Annotated in this window: 16 protein-coding genes and 1 rRNA gene; 1 reads left to right on the forward strand and 16 read right to left on the reverse strand. The window is 39.3% G+C overall.

The window, feature by feature from the left end:
- Nucleotides 1–44 precede the first annotated feature (44 nt).
- A complete protein-coding gene (locus BUB77_RS07870) occupies nucleotides 45–1229 on the reverse strand; it encodes an NAD(P)-dependent malic enzyme (RefSeq protein WP_073274509.1) in 1185 nt (394 codons plus the stop codon).
- Nucleotides 1230–1301: 72 nt separating this feature from the next.
- Nucleotides 1302–2774 (reverse strand): aspartate ammonia-lyase, encoded by a 1473-nt coding sequence (gene aspA, locus BUB77_RS07875; protein ID WP_073274511.1) that lies wholly within the window; start codon nucleotides 2772–2774, stop codon nucleotides 1302–1304.
- A gap of 121 nt (nucleotides 2775–2895) precedes the next feature.
- Between aspA and BUB77_RS07880 the strand changes: the two genes are divergently transcribed.
- Entirely contained in the window at nucleotides 2896–3846 is a 951-nt protein-coding gene (locus tag BUB77_RS07880) for a LysR family transcriptional regulator (RefSeq protein ID WP_073274513.1), read from the forward strand.
- Nucleotides 3847–4083: 237 nt separating this feature from the next.
- Here the strand turns inward: BUB77_RS07880 and BUB77_RS07885 are convergent, their stop codons facing one another.
- From BUB77_RS07885 to BUB77_RS07950, 14 genes are all read right to left on the reverse strand, one after another.
- Nucleotides 4084–5247, reverse strand: coding sequence for an MFS transporter (locus BUB77_RS07885; protein ID WP_073274515.1), 1164 nt, complete (start codon nucleotides 5245–5247; stop codon nucleotides 4084–4086).
- The gene (locus BUB77_RS07890) at nucleotides 5247–6107 is read right to left on the reverse strand and encodes a sugar phosphate isomerase/epimerase family protein (RefSeq protein ID WP_073274517.1); all 861 of its coding nucleotides are present in this window, start codon (nucleotides 6105–6107) and stop codon (nucleotides 5247–5249) included. The genes BUB77_RS07885 and BUB77_RS07890 overlap by 1 nt, the downstream gene beginning before the upstream one ends.
- 367 nt (nucleotides 6108–6474) lie before the next feature.
- A complete protein-coding gene (locus BUB77_RS07895; protein WP_073274519.1) occupies nucleotides 6475–7314 on the reverse strand; it encodes an AraC family transcriptional regulator in 840 nt (279 codons plus the stop codon).
- A 140-nt stretch (nucleotides 7315–7454) separates the two neighbouring features.
- Nucleotides 7455–8591: a M20/M25/M40 family metallo-hydrolase gene (locus BUB77_RS07900; protein WP_073274521.1), complete on the reverse strand. Its 1137-nt coding sequence runs from the start codon at nucleotides 8589–8591 to the stop codon at nucleotides 7455–7457.
- A 151-nt stretch (nucleotides 8592–8742) separates the two neighbouring features.
- Nucleotides 8743–9642: a carbohydrate ABC transporter permease gene (locus BUB77_RS07905; RefSeq protein ID WP_330392522.1), complete on the reverse strand. Its 900-nt coding sequence runs from the start codon at nucleotides 9640–9642 to the stop codon at nucleotides 8743–8745.
- Nucleotides 9643–9648: 6 nt separating this feature from the next.
- Nucleotides 9649–10554 carry an ABC transporter permease gene (locus BUB77_RS07910; RefSeq protein ID WP_073274523.1) on the reverse strand — a complete coding sequence of 302 codons (906 nt, stop codon included), beginning with the start codon at nucleotides 10552–10554 and terminating at the stop codon, nucleotides 9649–9651.
- Between the two features lie 42 nt (nucleotides 10555–10596).
- Complete coding sequence (locus BUB77_RS07915) at nucleotides 10597–12111, reverse strand: ABC transporter substrate-binding protein (protein ID WP_073274525.1); 1515 nt, start codon at nucleotides 12109–12111, stop codon at nucleotides 10597–10599.
- Nucleotides 12112–12444: 333 nt separating this feature from the next.
- Entirely contained in the window at nucleotides 12445–15111 is a 2667-nt protein-coding gene (locus BUB77_RS07920) for a glycosyl hydrolase (RefSeq protein ID WP_073274527.1), read from the reverse strand.
- 170 nt (nucleotides 15112–15281) lie between these two features.
- Complete coding sequence (locus BUB77_RS07925) at nucleotides 15282–16865, reverse strand: response regulator transcription factor (RefSeq protein ID WP_073274529.1); 1584 nt, start codon at nucleotides 16863–16865, stop codon at nucleotides 15282–15284.
- A gap of 70 nt (nucleotides 16866–16935) precedes the next feature.
- Nucleotides 16936–18708, reverse strand: a complete 1773-nt coding sequence (locus tag BUB77_RS07930; RefSeq protein WP_073274530.1) for a sensor histidine kinase — start codon at nucleotides 18706–18708, stop codon at nucleotides 16936–16938.
- 361 nt (nucleotides 18709–19069) lie between these two features.
- Nucleotides 19070–20548: a hypothetical protein gene (locus BUB77_RS29385; RefSeq protein ID WP_073274532.1), complete on the reverse strand. Its 1479-nt coding sequence runs from the start codon at nucleotides 20546–20548 to the stop codon at nucleotides 19070–19072.
- Between the two features lie 112 nt (nucleotides 20549–20660).
- Entirely contained in the window at nucleotides 20661–21557 is an 897-nt protein-coding gene (locus tag BUB77_RS07940) for a chemotaxis protein (protein ID WP_073274534.1), read from the reverse strand.
- A gap of 119 nt (nucleotides 21558–21676) precedes the next feature.
- Entirely contained in the window at nucleotides 21677–23704 is a 2028-nt protein-coding gene (locus tag BUB77_RS07945) for a leucine-rich repeat protein (protein WP_073274536.1), read from the reverse strand.
- Nucleotides 23705–24009: 305 nt separating this feature from the next.
- Nucleotides 24010–24327: ribosomal RNA gene (locus BUB77_RS07950) — 23S ribosomal RNA — on the reverse strand; the annotation flags it as partial.

Genomic DNA, 24327 nt, shown 5'->3' on the forward strand with positions numbered 1-24327 from the left:
CTAAACTTCTCTATGGCTTTTCTTTAGGAATCCTACGCATATCTTTACCCGAAAAGAAAGCGGCCTTTACAGGAATAGGAAGCTGCTTCCGCTACTTTTTTGGCCACATGCTCCACTACTCTTTCATCAAAAACCGATGGTATTATGTACTCCGGCTTCAGTTCCTTCTCGGAGACCAGTTCAGCAATTGCCACTGCCGCTGCCAATTTCATATCATAGGTTATATTTCTGGCTCTTGCCTGTAATGCTCCTTTAAAGACACCAGGAAAAGCAAGGACATTATTGATCTGGTTCGGATAATCCGATCTGCCTGTGCCCATGACCCTGACACCAGCTTCTAAGGCATCCTCATAAGTGATTTCCGGATTGGGATTTGCCATGGCAAAGACGATGGCGTCCTGATTCATGCTTTTTACCATTTCCTTTGTCAATGCTCCTCCTATGGATACCCCGATAAATACATCCGCTCCTTTTACCGCATCGCTGAGAGTACCTTTTTTCTGCTCCTTATTGGTAAGCACCGCCAGCTCCCTTTTATGCTCTACCATTCCCTCCGGCCTTCCCTGATATAGAATACCAAATTCATCACACACTGATATATTTTTCACACCTGCTGCCAGCAGCATCTTAATAATTGCTGTTCCGGCGGCACCCGGTCCATTAAGTACCAGCTTGATTTCATCCAGCTTTTTATCCACTACTTTTAAAGCGTTAATCAAAGCTGCTGTCACAACAATAGCAGTTCCATGCTGGTCATCGTGGAACACCGGAATGTCCATTTCCTCCTCCAGCCTTTTTTCTATCTCAAAGCATTTGGGAGAGCTTATGTCCTCCAGATTAATTCCGCCAAAACAGGGTGCCAGAAGCTTTACGGTCCTTATAATTTCTTCTTTGTCCGTAGTATCCAGACATATTGGTATGGCATCGATATTACCAAACTTTTTAAATAAAACTGCTTTTCCCTCCATGACCGGTATTGCGGCAGCTGCTCCGATATTGCCAAGGCCAAGGACTGCTGTACCGTCCGATACCACAGCTACCATATTTCCTTTGGAGGTGTATTCATATACCTTTGAGATATCCTTATGTATTTCCCTGCAGGGCTCCGCCACTCCCGGTGTATAGGCAATGCTTAAATCGTCCCTGTTTTCCAGCTTCACTTTGCTTTCTACCGATATTTTTCCTTTGGTTTTGGCATGGCTTTTTAAAGCCTCTTCAAAATAATTCATTTTACCTCCCGTGCCTATCACAAGCTTGCTTGTGATACTGCTTAAATAGTAGATTTAAAATGCAACGTATTTTTAATTTAATCCCGCCTTTTCTTGAAGGGTATTTTCAGAGAAGTTGTTCAATAATGCCTTCCCGGAAATTCCAGGCTCCGTCATAGAATAGGGATTTAAAATAATATCCAGCTGCTCTTTTGTAAGCAGGCCGTCTCTTAAGATTAAATCCTTTATGGAAGCTCCGGTCTTAATTGCTTCCTTTGCCAGGACTGCTGCTTTCTCATACCCAACAAAGGGGCAAATCGCAGTAATGATACCTACACTGTTATCCACCATACTCCGGCAGCGTTCAACATTTGCCGTAATACCGGTAATACAGTTATCCACCAGGGTGCTGACTGCGTAAGCAAGGGTTTCTATGGACTGGAATAAGTTATAGAATATGATTGGCTCAAACGCATTCAGCTCCAGCTGTCCGGCTTCCGTTGCCATGGCTATTGTCATATCATTGCCAATAATATTAAATGCCACCTGATTTACGACCTCCGGAATTACCGGATTCACTTTTCCCGGCATAATGGAGGAGCCGTTCTGCTTTTCAGGCAGATTGATTTCACCAAGACCCGTTCTGGGACCGGAGGACATAAGCCTTAAATCATTGGACATCTTGGATAAATTCACGGCACAGGCTTTTACAGCTCCCGATACAAAGGTATATCCATCCAGGTTCTGGGTCGCATCAATTAAATCATAAGCCTGGACCACCGGTAAGCCTGATATTAATGCGATATTTTTAACTACCTTTTGGCAATACTGGACATCTGCATTCAAGCCTGTTCCAATGGCCGTACCTCCCAGATTTAAATTGCTCATCTCCTGTTTTGCATTTTCAAAGCGTACAATATCCCGGCGGATTGCGCTGCTATATGCCTTGAATTCCTGCCCAAGGCGGATTGGCACCGCATCCTGCAGCTGGGTTCTTCCCATTTTAATGATATTGTCAAACTCTTCCGCCTTTTTTATCAAGGCTTCATATAAGCGCTCCAGCTGCTTCTGGGCCCTGTTTAATAATTTTAAAGCAGTCATTCTGCCGCAGGAGGGAAATACGTCATTCGTTGACTGGCCGTAATTTACATGGTCATTTGGATTGACAATTGCGTAATTGCCTTTATCCCCGCCCAGTATTTCTATGGCACGGTTGGCAATTACTTCATTGGCATTCATGTTTAAGGAGGTTCCCGCTCCTCCCTGAATCGGATCAACGATGAACTGGTCATGCATTTTACCGGCTATGATTTCATCACAGGCTTTCACTATGGCATCGGCTCTTTTTTTATCCAGGTGCCCTATTTCATAATTTGTTATTGCCGCCCCCTTTTTTATCTGGGCAATACTTTTTATTAATTCCGGATGCATGTTCATACCTGTAATATAAAAATTTTCGGCTGCCCGTAATGTCTGTACCCCGTAATAAACATCCAATGGAATTTCCTTCGTTCCGATGGAATCATGCTCCATTCTGACTTTCTCCCTTTTGTCCGGCTTCATCATAACTTTTCTCCTTTGATTTATGTTATCTTGCTTTTATTATAGTTTTCAGTTATCATAGAATCAAATATATATATCTTTATATTACTTATAGATTTTTATTTATAACACGGAGGATAGTCCTATGTTTCAGGGTAAGGAATATGTTTATGAAGTATACAAGACAAGGAGCTTTTCCAAGGCAGCAGCCAACCTATACATTTCACAGCCTTCCTTAAGTGCTACCGTAAAAAAAATAGAACAGAGGCTTGGCTCGCCTATTTTTGACCGCAGCACCAATCCAATCCAGCTTACCGAATGCGGACAGAAATATATCCAATATATTGAACGCATATTGGACATGGAAGGCGAATTTCAGAATCAGCTCAATGACTTATCCGAACTTCGTACCGGGAACCTTACCATAGGCGGAAGCAATCTGTTTTCCTCTTATATCCTGCCTCCCCTCCTTACCATGTTCATGAAGAAATATCCTCTCGTTCATGTGGATATCATAGAAGCAAACACAAAATTATTAGAAAAACAACTCTTTACGGGAAATCTGGATCTGGTAATTGACAATTACCAGTTTCCGGATTCCATCTACAGCCATCACCATTTTTGCCTGGAGCATCTGATTCTTGCAGTTCCAACCGGTTTTGGCTCCAACAGCTGTTTGACCGATAAGCAGTTAACTGCAAAGGATATCGTCAATAATAAGCATCTGGAATCCTCCACTTCTTCTGTTTCCTTAAAGGAATTTAAGGAAGAACCCTTTCTGCTGCTGCGCTCCGGAAATGATACAAGAGAACGCTCGGAACTGTTATTTAAAGCAGCCCAGATAACGCCGAATGTTGTATTGGAGCTGGACCAGCAGGTTACTGCCTATCATGTTGCATGTTATGGCATGGGCATAACTATTATTTCAGATACCCTGATCAAAAAGGTTCCGGTCGATTACCGGGTTGTTTATTATAAATTGGAGGAAGACATCGCTGCCAGAAATATTTATTTTTATCATAAAAGCACCAAGTATATTACACGGGCGATGGAGGAATTTCTTAAAATGTCATGCCAGACTTCTCATACTTTATAAATTTAAAAATAATAATAATCCTAAGTCTGCCGTCAAAAGGGTATGTATCCAATGAAGTAAATTTCTAAAATAGAAAAAACAGACTTCAATTCACGTTAAAAAGGAATTGAAGTCTGTTTTTGCTGAATATTTTACCTTAAACTGGGCACAAATTTTATTCAGCCGTTTATGAAACGCTTAGTAAATATAAACGCATCAACAGTTTTGCTCTTTATATAATTAAGTACCTAAAATAAATCACCGGCTGCTTCTGCTCCAGATAACAAAATATATACAGGCAAACACAAGGGGTATGACACTGGCGAAAAACATATTTCCATAACCGAAGCTCTGGGCAAGCAAGCCTCCAAGTATGGGACCGACTGCCTGACCCAAATCACCGCCTATATACATTGTACTGCATGCAACACCTCTTTTTTCCGGTATTACCCTTCTCAAGGCTTCTGTCTGCAGGGCCGGCTGTGACATACTCTGGGCCATTGCCTTGGCAGCCGCCGCTATTATCAGCAATAATAAACTATTTGCCCAGCCTATCAGCAGCAGTGTAACGATTCCAAAAATAAATGCCGGATATAAATTCTGCTTTAATGACCATTGGTTCATTTTCCTTGCCATTAGTATTCTTGTAAGGATTAATACAACAGCATTGACGGTAAAATGCCAGCTGCTGCCGTGGATTCCTCTCTCAGCGGCAAATACCACAAGATAGGTGCTGACAATTCCGTTCATCATAGTAAAGGATGCATTTACACCACTCAGACCAATCAGCTTCTGCTCCACAATCCGGGGCACCGAAAAAACGTCTGTTATTCGGAACTCTATTTCGCTTTTTCTATGTATATAGGGGAACATGGCCGCTATAAAAGCAGCAACAAAAAGCATAGCAGTACTCACTAACATACAGACACGATATCCATAGGAATCACTGAGCCAGATACCAATAGCAGGTCCGATTGCCATGGAGGCTACGGACATAATTCCGAAATAGCTGACCGCTTCACCGATTCTGGCTTCCGAAACACATTCACTAACCAGAACAAGGCTGGCCGTACTGGAGATACCAAAGGCAATACCATGGAGTCCTCGAAACAATAAAATCACAGGAATACTTGGAATAATGGAATATAGGAATAAAGAAGCTCCCATAAGCAGGGTGAATATATACAGCAGCTTTTTTTTATTCAATGCGTCCACCAAAAGACCGCTGACCGGTCTTGAAAGCAGGGAGGTAAAAGCAAATAAACCGGCAGCCACACCGCATACAAATACGCTTCCGCCCAGAGTTTTCAGATAACCGGTCAAAACAGGCGTCACCATATTGTAGCTCAACCAGCTGAAAAAATTAGCAACGGAGACCAAAATATATGCTTTTCCCCAAAGGGTGTCAGGTTTTTCTTTCATCACTCCCAAATAATCCCTTTGAATTTTCGGAATCCTTCCATACTCCGCTTAATGCTATCCAGCTGGTTCAGTTTCGTAGCATCCTGTTCCAAAAGAATATATTCTATGCTGCCCAATTCAATGGCAGTATCAATAATTCCCTGGATATCCATCCGTCCATAACCGATTTCAATAAAATCATCATTGCATTTGTATTTTACAAAAGTTTCACGGTCAATATAAGAGTCTTTTCCAACCACATCAAACATATTAACCGGCGTGGAGGTATCCCTGGAAAAATCCTTTTGATGCAGCATTTTGATACGGGTACCGTACTGCTTCATCATTTCAATAGGGTCCAGGCCTCCGCGAAGGGTCCAAAAGGTATCCAGCTCCAGGTTGACATGCCCGGGGTCCGTATTTTTTATTATGGTATCCAAAACCCGTTCTCCTTTGAATTCCTGGAACTCCTGATAATGATTATGATAAAGGAAGGTCATTCCCTCCTGAGCCGCCATATATCCCATCTTTTCATAATATTCGGCTTTCTTCAGCACATCATCCCTGTCCTTAAAAACCTCCATAGGATATACGAGAACGTGGTTTCCAATCTTCTGATTATATTCAATGACCCTTTTATAATTTTCATCATTAAAAGGGAAAATGTGGGCACTGATTACTTTACAACCGGACTTTTTCATTAACTCATTCAGTTTCTCCGCAGTTACGCCAAAGCCCACTCCATCATCTTCCATTGCATTATGATTTGCTACTTCAATATATTTATAGCCGGCTTCAGCTACCTGTTCAATTGTTCGGATTGGATCTTCTTTCATTAACTCACGTACGGAATACAGCTGAATTCCTACCTTTAATTCCATGTTTTACACCTATATACCGCAGTCAGGCCAGCAGACCATTCTGCGATACTGCCGCTAATAAAATGGAGTGAAAGAATACTATACGGCATCCTTTCTTTTTCTTTATTTTCTTTCACTCTTGCTCCCATTGCATACCGCAGACCTGTCTGCGGTACTGCCATAAATAATGGGGTCTGAAAGTACTTTTCTTTTACACTTCTCTTCTTTTCTTTTACATTATATCCTTCGGTTTACAAACTGCAGCTGCTTTTAAATAGATCAACGTTTTAACTTTATGCTTGATCTATTCAATAAACCTTGTATTTTCATTATAATCATATATATATAATTTCTCTATGCATTTCCTTTACACACAATACGCAAATCTTTACTCTGTAAGCTCTGCGTTTTTTCGGAATACCGTAGGGCACACTCCATATTCTTTTTTAAAAAGCTTATTAAAGGTCTTAACATCCTGAAATCCTGATTTATAACAGATTTCCGTAATAAGCATTTTTTCAGTCAGCAATAACCACTTTGCTTTCTCAAGGCGCAGTTTCTTAATGTATTCCTGAAAGGTAACCCCCATGCGCTCACTGAAGAAACGGGATAAATAGGAGGGATTAAAGCCTACTGCATCCGCACAGCTTTGCAGCTTGATTTCTTCACAATAATGAAGTGCTACATATTCAAGAATATCCTTCATCTTGGATAACTGCTTGTTAACGCTTTTCTCTTTCACTCTGGACATTTCCCGAAGTGAAATAAGTATAAGGCTGTTTACCAGGGTTTTAACGGACAGATGCCACACATAATCCTTTTTTAAGTACTCCGCATACATTGCCTCAAGAATTTCTCTGATTTTGTCCCTTGTACCGGCTGCCCAGTGTCCGCTATACATGTCGAGCTTATTCAATTCATTCTGAATCCATATCCAGTCTTCCTCATCCTTTGTCCAGGTTCCCATAATCTTTAAATCAAACTGGATAACCAGACGTTCACAATCCTCCGACCCCTTTGCAATGCTGTGATTTCTAAATGGTGGTATGATACATATATCTCCAGCCTGCATAAGAAATTCTTCTTCGCAGCTCACCTTCAGCCTTCCGGAACGAATAACGATGATTTCCACCTCCTGGTGGCAATGGTTCATGAATACAGCATTTCCCTTCATGATTGCACCTTTAAACGGATATAAAATATTCTTCATTTCATTCTCGTATATCATAGCAGCCTGCACCTTTCATTCTTATGGGTAATCTGGTAAACTCAATAAACGCATACTACTGTTTTACTGTTATTCTGTTTTACTGTTATATTGTACTACTTTTATTTTGCATTACTGTTATTCTGTTTTACTTCTATATATTACTGCTCACAATAATTCAGTATCAAATCCGCTGCAATAGCAAAGCCCGGTCTTAAACTATCTATAAAAATCCATTCCTGTTTTGTATGTGCGCTTCCTCCAAGGCATAAACCTATTGTTACCGCAGGTATACCATAAGAAAACGGAATATTACAATCGGTGGAGGCAGAGGTAAAGCCTGTCTCTCTACCTGATCTGCTTTCAATGATCTTTTTGCATAACTGTTCCAGTTTCTTCTGATCTATATTATCCTCCCCTTTATTACCGCAGGGGCGTTCTCCTACTACTTCTACAGCAACCTGTACTCCACTCTGTCTGTATTCTTCTATCATCTTTTCAAAATAGGCCTGTACCTGCTGCATGCTTGCACGGTTGTCCGACCTGATTTCATACAGCATTTCTGCCTGCTGGGCAATGGAATTCACAGAAGTCCCGCCCTGAATCATCCCTACATTATAGGTTGTTTTACTTCCATCCTCCGGCACCTGATATTCATATAAGCGCTCCGCTAATTCCGCCAGTGATACAATTGCATTTTCATTTCCAAAATCAAAATAAGAATGTCCGCCCTTCGTCTTTATTTCGATTCGGTAACGCATGGACCCCACCGCACAATTGCAGATTTCATTTGTATAACCATCAAAGGAAACCACCTGCAGCAGACGCTCTTTATATCGTTTGACTAAGGCTTTGGAGCCTTTGAGATTTCCCAGACCCTCTTCGCAGGAATTAGCGCAAATCACAATGCCACAGGTTGATTTCGGCCTGTTAGCAGCCAAAAACCTTCCCATCATCAGCAAAATTGCCACATTAGCCGTATCATCGCCTACCCCGGGAGAAAAAAGTTTTCCATCCTCCTCTTTTATTCCCATTGGTTCCAAATCGGGAAATACGGTATCCATATGTGCCATAAAGATAACTACAGGTCTTTCCTCCCCACATTCATAGGGATAAATAACATTGAGGGCTTCATCGATAAATACTCCCTCAGCCCCCTGTTCCTCAAGCCATTTTTTACAAAACTCCGCCCGCTTTTCTTCTTTATGGCTGGGTGCTGGAATATTACACAGCTCTTTAATCAGCTGAATCAGCATGTCATGGTTTTCCTGCAGATAGCTTTCAATTATTTTTTTCATCTAAAACTCCTTCTGTCTGACTGAGGCTGCTGAAAAAGTCTCATTCGACTAGCAGCTTATGCATCAGTATTAATAGAAATAGAGCTGTCGCATTCTAAAATGCGGCAGCACTATCTCATTTTTAATTCATTAATTTGAAGCCTGTATTTTCTTAGCCCTTTACTGCACCAAGGGTTATTCCCTTCGCAAAGTTATTCTGGATAAAGGGATAAACAATTATGATTGGCAAAATACCAATTACCGCAATTGCCATACGCACTGTTCCGGAAGGAATACCGGATAAATCAACGCTTTGGCCTGCCGAAACATTTGAAGACAGGAATTGAATTTCCTGAATCATACGGTTTAAGAGATTTTGTATTGTAAATAAATCGGTTCTGGTTGTTAAGTAATACAGACCATTCTGCCAATCATTCCAATATAAAATCATAGTAAATAAGGCAACTGTTGCAATTATCGGCTTTGCCATAGGAACTGCAATTTTGCGGAAGGTCTGCATCTCACTGGCACCATCAATAGCTGCCGCTTCCAGGACTTCTTCCGGTAGGCTTGTCTGAAAATAACTCCTCATAAGCATGACATAGTATGCTCTTACTAATAGATTCGGTATGATAAGAGCCCAGATTGTATTTTTAATATGAAATGTACCGGTATACATTAAATATGTTGGTACAAGACCACCGTTAAATAACATAGTAAAAAATACATAGAATGTAAGCATCCTTTTTCCGGGCAGGTCCGGTCTTGATATTGCATAGGCTAACATAGTTGTGACAACCAGGCTTATACACAGACCTATAATCGTAATATAAAAGGACATACCATATGCTTTTAATATGAGTCCGCTGCTTTGATAAAGATATTGGTAAGCAGCCAGACTGAATTTTTCCGGCCAAAACTGATATCCGTTACGCACCAGGGTATTATTCTCTGTGAAAGAAGAAATTACTAATAAAAACAGAGGAATAAGGCAAATAGTGACTGCGAGGATCAGAAATGTGTTTGCAAATATATTAAAACGTTTTGTATTTGATGATTTTATATTCTTCACCCCTTCCTAAAAGAATGCATTCTCTTTATCTGCCTTACGTACTAATAAGTTCGCTGTCATTACAACAATAAACCCAACCAGAGATTGATACAAGCCTGCTGCCGCACTCATACCGATATTTCCCTGCTGCAATAAACCTCTGTAGACATATGTATCAATAACATTGGTTGTTGAATAAACAGCCCCTGAATTCATTGGTATCTGGTAGAATAGTCCAAAATCAGAATAAAAAATTCTTCCTACCGCCAGCATTACCATCGTAATAATAACCGGCTTTAATAATGGCAAAGTTATATAACGGATTTTTTTCCATGGACCTGCTCCCTCCAGCTCAGCAGCTTCGTAATATCCTTTATCGAATCCTACTACCGTTGCAAAATACACAATACTGGAATATCCGGTACTCTGCCAAAGAAATACGAAAACGATAATAAACGGCCAGTATTTCGCTTCATTATACCAGGATATAGGGTCTTTCCCTGCTAATCCTAAAATCGTGTTATTTATAAATCCAGAATCAGCACTGAGAAATGCATATACAAGATAACTGATAATAACCCATGAAATCAAATGCGGGAGTAAAATAACACTCTGATAAAACTTTCCCATTTTTTTGCTTGCAATTTCACTCAAAAGAATTGCAATTGTCACTGCTAATAAATTACCAAGAATAATAAATGTAATGTTATATAATATTGTATTTCTGGTAATCGTCCATGCATCGGCAAATAAGTAAGTAAAATTCTTTAAACCAACCCAGTCACTTCCCCAAATACCCTTTTTTGCACTAAAATTCTTGAAAGCAACAACCAGGCCGCCCATAGGCATATAGTTATTTATAAAAAGATATAATAATCCTGGAAGTGCCATTAAGTATATTGGCAAATGTTTTCCTAATAACTTCTTTTTCACTTAATTTGCCACCTTTCCTGCAAACTTACTTGTCCCAATTTTTTATTTTACATTGTTATCTGCGGCCCATTTATCAAGCTGCTTCTGTTTCTCATCTATTATTTTCTGCAATCCGACATCATAAAGCTTTTTATTCATTTCTTCCAAAGCTGAATCAGGAGCTATTACACCGCATTCCAGACTCATGCGATACTGGTCATAAACATTTTGTACTGCCGCAATTTCATTGGCTACAGTATTATTATTAAATACAAATCCATATGCCTTTGAAAATACTCCTGTTTTATTCCATTCCTCTGTTTGCTTCCATACATCAGGATCGTTTCCTTTCCATACATAGGCATTGAATTCATTTCCTAAGGACCATACCATACTGGACATGTTGTAACCGCTGTTACTTGCATCTACACCACTTGGATAATCAATTGTACCGTCATTATTCAATACATAGTGTTTATCTTTAATTCCGTATGCCATTAAATTAATAATATCCTTATCCGTATACATAAGATTAATAAACTGCATAGCTTTTTCAGGATATTTGCTGTTTTGAGGAATTGTCCACTGCCAAATGTTACCTGTTACTGTTAAGGTAGGAAGAACCTGGCAATATTCTACATCATATCCGGATGAGTTCTTTTCCTGGATTTTAATACCCGGTTTTCCGGCGGTATTATATGCAAACAGGTTACCTGCCTTCATCAGGGCCGCACCGCCTTCTGTTACATTGGTAATATCTTTGCTGATATATCCCTTCTCATACCACTCCCGAACTACCTTTAAATATTCCTTATATTCCTCTGTTTCAAAAAGGTCAACAACTTTCAGGTTCTGTCCGCTGTCTGCTAAAACTCCGAAATTATCCCCCAACTTATCCCAGCGGCTATTAGACTGTAAAAAAGAATACCCTACGCTGCTGGTAGATAAAATAGTCATATCAGGCTCGCTTTTATGGACAGTTTCAAATACTTTAGTCAGCTTATCATACGAGTCAATCGTCGAAGCATCGATATTATACTTGTCGCAAATATCTTTTCTCAGAATGAATCCGCCCATACCGCTGGCTGAATCACATTTGATAGGGATAGTGTAAAGCTCACCGGCAAATTCACCGCACTTTAATAAATTCTCACCTAGGGTTTCTTTAATTCCCTGTCCGTACTTATCCAGTAAATCCTGTAAAGGACGTATCTGCTCACCTGCATAAGCAGATGGTATGATACTGGCATTAGCCCCCATAACGTCCAACTGTTCAGACCCCGACAGCATTAAAGTCATCTGCTGCTTATAGGAACCGGAGGGTATAATCATCAGTTCGACTTCCGCATTGATTTTTTCACGGGTAATTTCGTTGATTTTTTCCTGAACATCTTTCAAATCCGCCGGAGTTGTCCCAAAGGTCCTGAGAGCAACCACCAATTTGTCAGCCTTCTCTTTCTCGTTATCCTTTGAGCCTGTGGTTGTTGGTTCCTTCTCATCAGATACCTTTTTACTTGCGCATCCTATTAAACTGAAAGACATTACGATTGCCAATAAAACCACCAATATTTTTTTCATATAGTCGTATTCTCCTTTTTTTATTTTATCTCCCGGGAAATTATGTACTTAGTTTACCATATTCCACAAATAGCACATATAAATTTTCTGTCTTACTATATAACTTTTCTGTTTAATATTATTATCTTTATATCCTTCTTATTAATTCTGTACAATTTGAATTTCAATAAACATAACCATATGGCATAAACATCTACTTCTTGCCCTTGAAATTAATCTGCCTGTTCTTCCGAAACTGCAAAACACAACCTGCCAAAGACAATATCTTTGGCAGGTTGTGTTTTTCCGGTTGATTGCCTCCCAGGTTTCCGAAGTACTATTAATTTTATGAAATCAAGTCATAGGTACCCGGCTGACGTGAATTTTTACCTGTCCTGTAATCCCGGACGGACTCTTTGGCTCTTCTGGAGAAAACATTGTCGGACCGCACATTTTAAAAACCTCTCTCTCCAATGTAGTTGCCACTTCAATAACAACATCATTTTCTCCCTCTTGCACAAATTTTGATATGTCATACCGGTAAGCCGGCACAATCTGAATCCCCGTACTCACTCCATTAATAAATACCTCTACTCCTTCTGCGGCATCGGTAATTTCTAAAATCACCCTGGATAAATCTTTTACATAAAACTTATTTTTATACTGCACTAAGCCCGAAAATGCAGGCTCTTCTTCTGCCAGTCTGTCCGGAAGGGATACCTCTTTTTCCTTTGTAAAATCAGGGTAGTCTATACTTCGGCATATCGCACGTTTCCAATTCTTATTGAAAGGAAGCTCCTCCATTTCCGTCTGATAAGGTATTTCCGTATATTTTTTTTCTATAATTCCAGGCTCATCAAATATTATAATCAAACTTTTCCGTGGCTCCAGAGATACCTGAAAACGGGTAGTGTCTTTGCCGCTTTCCAGCATTTCTATTTCCTCGATTCGATTATCCCATGCATTGTATACATAGCACGCCCCTGTCTGGGGAACAGTAATGAATCCTGTATATGTCTCATCTGCTTCATTTACAAAATAATAGATATCATTTTCCTTTCGGTAGTGAAGATAACGCATCCGATTATTTTCAGGAGACAATTTAATTTCTTCAAGGCCTGCTTTCTTTAAATATTCTATAAGCTCTTCCAAAGGAACAACAGTACAGGATTGAAGGCTCTCCAAAATGGAATCGTCTCCGTTATAAATACCTTTTGGCAGTTCCTGAAGAAAAACTACCGGAAATCCATTTTCATGAAGATGCAGAACTTCTTCAGCCAATTCGAAAGAAATATATTCTGCATAGGGAATAAGCAAAGCCTTATATTCTTGTGTATGTATCTTTAATATACTGCCTGCTTTTGTCCGGTAACGTTCCTTTTCCAGAAATACATCTGCCGGAATAAAATCATAGTCAATTTGGTTATCTGCAAGTAAATGAGCTGGTTTCTGCATAAGCATATAATTACCGGTCCACTCTGCTTCACCGTGATACAAAATTGCTGTATTTGATATATGCCAGCCTCCGCTGATCAACCCGCAAATTCGATTTATATAACGCATTAAAGCTCCGAAATGGCGGTACTGCGGATCATTTCCATTTGCGTAAAAATGCGGCGGGCAGTCAGCATCCGGGTAGGCCTTACCGCTAAACGCATGGGGAACAAAGTGGTTAACTCCCCTGACCATAAAATGGTCAGCAAGGTATTTTTCCAGCTGGACCCCTTCCGACCAGCCGTAAGCTCCAAAAATTTCACACATAGTACGGCCTTTTTTCCGTGGGTCAATTACTCCCATGGATGCTCCCAATTTTCCTAAAGCATAGTGATAAAATTCTCCGTCTCTTTTTCCTGCCATAGGTCCGGGGATCTCTGCCTCTTCTCCCTGAGGATATACCTGTCCGCCTATATTATCAATTCCTGCCATGTCCTGCCCTGATAATGCCCTAAAAAAATGTCCAAGGCTGGAGCTGGTACGTGCATGCTGGTTATTATCTTCAATGATATGGCCTATATATTCCACCCCATGCTCCCTGCACCAGTTTCCTATCTGCATTGAAAAGTTCTTTTCCACAAGACGTGTTACGGCATCCATATAGGCATACCGTACCTCTGCCGCAGCCTTGTTTTTCACATCCAGCTTATCCCATAGCAAAGGCATCCATTTCTTATAGGCTGCTCCCAGTCGTTTTTCCAGCTCGGATTCTATTTCCTGGCTCCAGGGAAGGTCCTGGTCCGTTCCAAGTAAATTTTCCTGAGGATACAAATGGCCGTTTCCAAGCTCTGGCTCATCTGAAAAGAATCCTGCAATTACAGTTCCAAAATCTTCTTTATAATGCTTATAATGAGGTTCATATACTTCATCGATTAAAACCCGGCAGGAGTTTTTGTCCAACATATTAATATAGTTTCTTCTCGGCCCCATATTTCTTGTAAGGACGCAGAAACATATTTTCCACTTACCTGCTGGCGCATCCCATATAAGATTATTTCCTACTATATATTTTTCCAGAGATACCGGTTCTCCTATGCCTGACTGGTATGCCGTTATGCTTAAAAATTTATTATCTGTAAATTCTCTTAACTGTGCAGGTTTTTTAATCATAGCCTCTTCCATTTTATTTTTCCGGAATTTCGGCCAGAGGTATTCTTCCACATTAATTTCTGTTTTTCCCTCTGCCTCTGCAAATTGGCATAGGATACTCTGACGGCAAAGTTCTGCAGGTGCATTCTCCATTGCCCCATTAGCGTATCCCGTAGGAAAATGACTGTCATCAAGAATCCATACTTTCATTTTCCGTTTCCTTGCTTCATCCAGAATAATATCCATGTCCTCCCACCATTTCGGCCCGGCAAAATCCGGATGTGGCCGGCTCTCCACACAGACAGCCCGGATTCCGCAGTTATAAATAGCTTCCATGTACTTCCTCAAAACTTCTTCCTCTTCACCGTGCTGCCAAAAAAAGGGCAATACGTAATTATCTTCTTTATTCTCAAGATTATTCTTAATAGTACGGTTCATGACATATGCTCCTTATCTGTTTATTGCCTTACCTGTTTATTGCCTTACCTGCTATTATCTAATCTAATTATTGACTTTCCTATTCTATTATAATTAACATGGATTATTTTAACTAACTCTTTCCTTTACGAAATATACGCATATTTTTACTAAACTGCCTTTTTAGTGATTTACCTGCCGCTTCTGTAGTGGCAACGAAATTGTGCCGGAGTCTCCCCATTTTTTTCCCTGAATACCTTTGAAAAATAGGCCCAGTTACTGTAACCCACTGAAAATGCAATTTCTCCTATAGTCCTATCTGTTTCCTTTAATAACCGTTTTGCTTCCTGTATCCGTTTCTGCGTTATATATTCCGTTAGTTGTACACCGGTTTCCTGTTTAAAAATACGGGACAGGTAATCGCAGCTAAGGTAAACATATTCAGCCAGCTGCTTTCTGTTTAGCTCCTCATTCAGATTAGCTTTAATATACTGTTTGACACGGGTTATGACTTTATCCTTATTTGCAGCCAATTCCACATAAGCAGAGGCTTTTTGAATCATATAATATGCCCAGCATTTAAAATCTCTGACTGAATTTGTGGCGGATTTGTATAATTTTAAGGACTCTTCATCCTGAAACAAAAGATGTGCCTGTACTCCTTTCCGGTCAACTGCTATATAAAAGGCCTGCAATACATCGTGAAATATGTTATTTAACACCTCACCGTTTACCCTGTTTTCACATGCCAGATTATTAACATAAATTTCAATTTCATTGTAGGCTTTCTCATAATTACCTTCTGTAAATAAATCTGTCCAGTATTCAATATTTGGCCTGGTATAATTTATTGTCTGAACAGACCTATAATCAAAAACCCCTGCATATTCCGTGACATTATTTCTTTCCAGCTGCAATAGCTTTTCATATTGCCGGGCAAGCTCTCCTGATTCTCTGAATTCCCCCATATAACAAGCTGCCAGTAAATTATGTTTCTTTCTGCAGTTCCTGACGAAGCTATTACAGCCTTCCCTAAGCTTTTTGTCATATTCCTGAAAATCACCTGCACAGCTGATTATTGACAAAAGGCAGTTATCATGGTATGCCAGCACCACCTGCTCCCATTCATTATACTCCGCTTCCTGTAAAGAGTACTGAAGTGTTTCAGCTAAATCCGTCCAATCTCTGTTTGTATCGGAGGCAAAGACCTCGAACAGAATTGGCAGATAACGGTTATTTTCATTAAATACTAAATGCTCCCGCTGAGCCTGCCCCATGATTGCAGTACTGTCCTGGTCAATTTCTTTACTCAGCACCGCCCTCCAGAAATGCTGTACCCGACTTCGCTCTGCTTCATTCCAATAGCCTGCCAGACGTACATTTTTTTCTTTTTCCCGCTTTTCTATAACAGTCTGAACGGCCTTCTGAAATACTTCCAGCAATTCTCCCTGCTCAATAGGTTTTAAAAGATATTCGATAACTCCCAATTCAATAGCCTGTTTGGCATAGTGAAACTCCGCATAGCTCGTTAAAAGAATGCTCACAGGTGTCAGCTTTTTATCCTTTACCCATTTCAACAGGTCGAAACCGCTCCCTTTTGGCATCTCTACATCACAGAGTATGATATGGATTTCCTGTTCCTCAAATACTTTCTGGGCCTGTTTCATACTGTATGCAGTGTATACCTTGTCCACCCCTAGTTTTTTCCAGTCCACAGTGCATTTCACTCCCTCTGCGCAAAGCACCTCGTCATCAACGATCAATACCTGAATCATTTTATCCTCCATATACATATAGCATAAATAAGTTATTGGAAACATTTTAAAGTAACGGTAAAGTAATTTTTCACTGCTTAACCTGAGGCTGGTCTTTCTTTTCCGTATTGATTTCCCTGGGCAGCAAAATCTTTACATAAGCCCCTCCTGTTACTTCGTGGTTGGCAAAGGTAAGACATGCCATATCCCCATAGATCAGGTTCACTCTTTGGCGGACATTATATATTCCGAAGTGCTCTCCCTTTTCATCAAATATCCGCTTTTTATATTTCAAGGATTCCATTACTTTCTCGGAATATCCATCTCCAGAGTCCCACACTTCAATGCAGATATAGGGAATATCTTTGAGTTCACAGCTTTTCACCTTAATATAGATTTCCGTGATCTCACCTGCTACTACCTGATATTTTACCGTATTTTCTATAAATGTCTGGATAATCAATGGAGGAACCATAACATCAAGAACAGAATCCTCAATATCAAATTGACAATTAATACTGTTCAAAAACCGCAGTTTCTGAATCCGGAGATAATTTTTAATATAATCAATTTCTTTATACAGGCAGTCCAGGGAATTTCCCTCCATTGTATAGCGAAGATGATTTCCCAGATACGTAGTCATTTCCTGCACCAGATTATTTTTGTCCATAAGGGATAAATTATGAATAACATTCAGGCAATTGATGTAAAAATGCGGATTTACCTGAAGCTTCAGATACTGCAGCTCTGCTTTCTGCCTTTGCTCCTTTTCCTCATAAATGTCTATTTTCAATGACTTAATCTGCTCAATCATAGTATCAAAGGTCTTATTCAAAATTACATATTCATCACATACCTTATTTGATTTCAGCCTGACTTCCAGGTTTCCGCTGCCCAGGCTTTTCATAGCCCGGATTAATAAGTCCATTGGTTTAATAATCCAGTTTCTCATTGCCAATATAAACAATATAAGAAAAACGACCTGAAAAAGATATAAAAGGCGGATAAAATTCTGAATGGAATTGAGACCTTCCAAAATATGATTATCACGTATCAAAGCTACCATGCTATAATTACCGCATTTTGAATTTGCAGAAAGCAGCAGGTATTTCTTCCCTTCCCCGACTATATTGTAGGGCTTGTTCTGATCATTGAGTAAAAGAGATTTATTTAATTCCATCAGTGAATTTCCATACTCTTTTCCTGAATTATCACAAAAGGTTATATACTCCATATCTCCGAAACCGTCCGACCTGAATTTTTGTACCAGCTTATCAACCTTGGCGCAGCCCCCCATATAAATATTGTTTACTCTTAAAATACGGACAAGATAATACTCACCATTTACTTCCATCCCAAACCATTTCCCTTTATTATTAAGAAGTGTCTTTTCATCCTTTACAGCAGCCTTAATCATTTTACGGATATATTTTTGTTCTCCTCCGCTGATATCAAATTTTACCGCATCTATAAACGTATCTTTTCCGCTGAAATATACAAATAAGTTATCAATAAATCCATAGGTAGGCAGTACATTTTCCATATCCCTCTTCATCCGAGCCTGGGCTGTATAGTAATTCACTTCATTATCTGTGTACTCTATAGTAGCCATATTTTCCGATAACTGAAGTCCAACCCAATAATTCTCAACATTCTTAAATACATCATCAACACGGTTCATATACATTTTAAGCATTTTTTGGTTCGTCCCGGCCGCCTGTTTTCTGACCACGTTAATGGCGTATATATTACTAAACAGCAGGATAAGCAATAGAACAAAGACGATGGAAAAGACTACAAAAATAATTCGAAAACGGATGGACTTAGTCGGTATATGTATCTTTTTTATAAGTTTCATCTTCATATTCTCTTCTCCCTATGCAAATATTACAACTGTTTTTTCTTCTATAGTTATTCTATTTATATTTTACAGAAAATTCAACAAAATTCATACTCCTTATTTAAACAAAAGATACTCACATCTTTACATTTCTTATTTTTACATTTTTTATTAAGAATTAATCCATAAACTCTGGGATATCTCTGCTTTTCTTAGATACCTGTTTTTCCCATTTGCTACTTCTTTTTATTGTATATTTTTTCTGCTTGCCAATATAATCTCTATCCATATTGGTTTCGATGCCGGAAGCAATAAAAAATGCAGCCGCAAACAAATTTCCTTTGTTTGCGGCTGCGCTCTATTGTAGTAAAGTTTAGTCTATTAATTACTTTTTTTCACTGGCAATATTAATAACCTTAACACTGTATTTTGCCTGGTCATCAATTGAATTTATAGCCTTTGCCTGCTTTTCCGTAAGCCCGTAGGATTTATCCAATTCCTTTAATATCTGCTGCTTAATAGAACCCAGGTTTTTTTCAATGCCAAGCTCTTTTGCCCGGGCAATATGTACATCATACCGGTCAAGACCCTTTAAAAGTGAATCCAGGGCTTCCGGGTATTTCTTCATCTCAATATTGTTATAATAGGAATTCAATTCCTTATTAACATACATGGTGGTCATTATTCTATCATAGGTCTTTTGGTCCTGCTTCTTAACACTAATCCCATAGATATCGTAATATGCTTCCGTGTATCTTCCTCTGGAATACTCCAGGCTTGCATTTTTTACATCAAGGCTATAGGAATATGTCTTAGTCCCTACAATTACAACACCAGCTATCAAAATAAAAAATGTCATGATAAACACTACGCCAAGGGTATTTAATTTTACCTTATCATCCGGATCGGGAGGTGTCTGTTCCTTTTTGGCCTGTTTCTCCTGCTGCTTCATTGCAGCTTTATCTGCGGCCGCTTTCCTTTTTTCAGCCTTCTGGGCATCGGAAGCTTTCTTCTTTTCCAGCTTTGCAGCAGCTTTTTTGGCCTTTTCCTCTTTTTTCTTAGCGATTTTAGCCTTTTCTTCTTCTGTCAGTAATTCCTCGGCAGGCTTCTTTTCTTCCTTTTTAGCCTTGGCTGCATTTGCTTTAGCTTCTTTATTCTTCTCTGCCTTTTCTTTGGCCTTTGCCAGCTTGGCTGCCTTTTTTTCAGCTTTTATTTCTGCCCTGGATTTTTTATTCCCTTCCCCTTTACCATTCTGTTCGTCTTTCGAAAGCTTTTTACCTGAAAATCCTGATTTCTCTTCAGAGTTTCCTTCCATAGCAGAGATATCGATATTTTCTAACAGCTCTTCATCCTCAAGCCTGTCCATTGCACTGAGGGCATCGGAGAAAACATCTCCCATACTATCAAGGTTCTTGGATTTGGAAGGTGCATTATTATTAGCTTCCAGTACCTTATCCGCAGCAAAACTGTCGGTTGCCTCCTCTGCTTGATGGACTTGATTACTATCCAAATCAAAATCATCAATAGAGAAAATAGGATCCATCTCTTCTTTCGCAGCGGATTTTTCTGCTTTAACAGGTTCTTGTGCCTTAGCAGCTTCTACTGCCTTTACAGGCTCTGCTGCTTTTGCAGGTTCTACTGCTTTTGCAGGTTCTTCAGCTTTAACCTGATTTGACGGCTGCGGGCCATTGCCTTTTTTCTGCTTTTCGTCCTGGGCAGATATCATATCCAACAGTGCCAGAAGATCCTCATCCGCATCCTCCATATCGGAGGATTCGTCTAAACGGCTGTAGATATCATCATTTCTCAAATTATTATCTTTTGTCTCCCCATTATTGTCAAATATATCTTTCTCATCACTCATTTACGTATATGGCCTTTCTCTTACTATCTTTTGTACTAATCCAACCAATATATCTATTATCAAAGCTTATATATAAAGATATCGGCAATATCCGTATATTTCTAAACCCCGATTATGCATTTACCAGACTATCTATTACTTCAATTAAAGTACCGATTTCCGGTTTCGTTATCTGGGCATCTGCTCCCACTGATTTTCCTTTTATCCTCATTTCATCATTGATTAAAGAAGAAAAAATAACTACTGGCAATTCCTTCAGTTGTTTATCTGACTTAATCAGCTTTGTCAAATGATGTCCATCCATTTGGGGCATTTCAATATCGGTTATGACACATTTAATCTTATCAAAAACAGTACCTTCGTTTTTGAATCCTTCTATGGTCTCCCATGCTTCGGCACCGTTTTCCTGCATAATTAGATTAGAAAAACCGGCCTTCTCCAGAAAATCTTTTATTAACTTACTTAACAAGGGAGAATCCTCAGCAATTAAAATGGGCACATCGTTTCTTTTTCTATCATGTAAATGGCTTAGATCAGACATTTTAAGCCCAGTTTCCGGATTAATATCCGCTATGATCCTTTCAAAATCCAAAATGGCAATTAATTTATTTTCCCATTTTAAAATACCCGTTGCAGAAGAATTTATAGTCTTATCCGGTTTATTAATATCTTCCCAGGATACACGATGAATTCCAACAACTCCATGAACATGAAAAGCTATATTTAATTTATTGAAATTCGTAACAACATTCATATGGCTTGTTTTATCACTGTTTTCATTTTCTGTGACATGAAGTGCTTTTGCTAAATCCACTAATGTAATGATATCTTCCCTTGGCATAAAAATGCCTTCGATAAAGGGGTGCGCATTGGGAATTGGTGTTGGTTTCTGGTAGGGCAATATCTCTCGGACCTTTGCCACATTTATTCCATAGAAATTATCTCCAATCTTAAATTCCAAAATTTCCAATTCGTTCGTTCCAGTTTCTAGCAAAACTCCTGCTTCCATATTTGGCCTCCCTAAGCTCTTTCCCCATAGTTTTTTCTTTTTAGGTTAATCATATTATAGTATAAATTTCTACAAAATTCAAACTTATTATACAAATAGTGTTAATTACCTATACAAGGTTATGCTATTTTCTTCCACTTAGCTATCAATTCAATATTTCCGAGACTTTTCTCCGGAATACTGCTGACTCTGCGCTCTCCTCTGCAGCTGCCATCACCACAGGTAGCGATATCCTCATACCAATATAAAAATTGATACCCTTCTTTTGTCGGTTCTTTCAAGGTTATTTCCCCTGAATTATAGTTATAGGAGGTAGGATTTGCAGTGTCATTGGTACCGCCGTCGAGATTATACTTAATAGTATAAGTCCCATCAAAGGCCAGAAACTGGATTCTATATGACTGAAACAATTCTTCATGTTTCTTCCAGTATTCCTCCATGGCACTTCCTGTGTAGCCATATATATAAAATGGCTCCTCATCTTCCATTTTTGCTATGCTCATAATATTAAATGTTTCATCGCTGATGGAAGTTACTGATTTAGGAATTGTTACACTGGTCCTGGCATTGGGGAAAGCATAGTCAGCGATAGTTGTCACCCCGTCTGCTACAATCACCTTATCCACTGCCGGGTCACATATCAGTATCGTTTTGTCCGCATTATAAAGTATTCCGTTGTCACTGCTGTAATTAACAATATTATTGGCAGTGTATACCTCTATACCGGTAATCTGACCGTCGCCAAATCTTACTTGCCTGCCATAGGACTGCAAAGAAGAGGGTATCTTAATACCGGAAAGGTAACCGCAATTTTCAAATAAATTTTCTTTTAAATATTTCATTGTATACGGAAAGGTAATAGATGATATTTCCGTATAATCGAAAATATCTTCCGTCGTTTTCTCCACCCCTTCCGGTATCTTAATATCCTTTGGGGTATTTAAACAGTTCATAAGTACTTTTCTGTCCTTACTTAGCAAAAAACCATCCTCATATGTATAGACAGGATTCGCACTGCTGAATTCCACCTTTTGCAGTGCTGTATCATTGCTCAATACATTAATTCCAATACTGCTGACAGTTTTCGAAAAGGATATTTCCTGAAGTGATGTACAATTGGCAAAGGCCCAGCCTCCGACTGTCTTCACTCCTTCCGGTATTGTTACGGATTTTAAGGAGGAGCAGTGACTGAATGCATGAAAGCCTATTAAGGTAACACTTTCAGGAATTTTGATTTTTACCAGCTTGGTCTCTGAAAATGCACTGTCACCAATTTCAATTAAGCCCTCCGGTAATGTTACTTTGCTCAAGCTTTTTACGGAAAGAGCTCCTTCTCCCAACTTTTTCACACCTTTTGGCAATACTATTTCTGTAACGGATGAATTGTAAAATGCCCGTTTTCCGATTTCAGTAACGCCTTTAGGTACTGTAACTTTTCCTTTGCTTTTCATAGCATCAAATAAAATTCCATTGGAAATCAGCATTGCACCTTTTTTGGATTGTTCCTTATACCAGGCTGTATTGTAAAAGGCCCCGTCTTTTATTTCCTTTAGCTTTTGGGATAAGCTTATATCAGTCAGCTTGCTGCAATTGGAAAAAGCATAAGAGCCAATACTTGTTACAGAATTGGGTATTTTTATTTTTTTGAGTGCCGTACAGTTTTCGAAGGCATAATCTCCGATACTTACAGCCTTGCCTGGTATTGTAATCTCCTTTAAGCTGCCGCAGCCTGCAAATGTATGGCTGCCTATTTCTGTAATAGTTTCTGGTAATTTAATTTGTTTTAAACTTTTACAGCCGCTGAAGGCCCCGCCGCCAAGCTTCTTTACCGAACCAGGGACAGTAATATTTACCAGACTGCTGCAATTTGCAAAGGCCCCATTATTTATTTCTTTTACGGATTTTGGTATTGTGATACTTACTATCTTACTTTTACCGTAAAATGCATTAACTCCAATACTTGTGACAGTATTCGGAATTATTACATTCTTGCTACTTCCATTATACTTTTTAAGTGTTCCGTTTTTAACGACAAAATCCTCATTTTTAGCACTGGTCTTAATCGGAATAAATAGTATTAATGCCAGAATGTTAAAGAAAATGAAATAATAAAGCAACCGTTTTTGCTTCTTGTATGTTTTCCTCATGTACGTTTTCCTCCTGTACAATAACTTATTAATTAATGGCTCCTGGCTAATGAGTTTTTACCAATAATTATCTCACAATTCTACATCATCCTTCTGGAAAGACTTTCACTTGCCATTTATGTATATATCCATTATAACCTAATTATACAACGTAACACAAGGATTTTAACAGCGTTTGACTCTCTGGTTCTGAGTGAAATACTCAGCTTTCCGGAAAAATAAAAAAGGCATTAATTATCATACAATGATAATCATGCCTTTAAATTTCCTCTATAAACATACACATTTTTAAATCCATCTAATTTTAGGTCAAGCCCTCGACCTATTAGTATTAGTCAGCTGCATGCATTACTGCACTTCCACCTCTAACCTATCCACCTGATCGTCTTTCAGGGGTCTTACTAGCTTATGCTATGGGATATCTTATCTTGAGGGGGGCTTCACGCTTAGATGCCTTCAGCGTTTATCCCTTCCCGACTTGGCTACCCGGCCATGCACTTGGCAGTGCAACCGGTACACCAGAGGTCAGTCCAACCCGGTCCTCTCGTACTAAGGTCAGCTCCTCTCAAATATCCTACGCCCGCGCCGGATAGGGACCGAACTGTCTCACGACGTTCTGAACC

Origin of the sequence: Anaerocolumna jejuensis DSM 15929, assembly GCF_900142215.1 — a bacterium.
In the GTDB taxonomy this organism is placed as follows: domain Bacteria; phylum Bacillota; class Clostridia; order Lachnospirales; family Lachnospiraceae; genus Anaerocolumna; species Anaerocolumna jejuensis.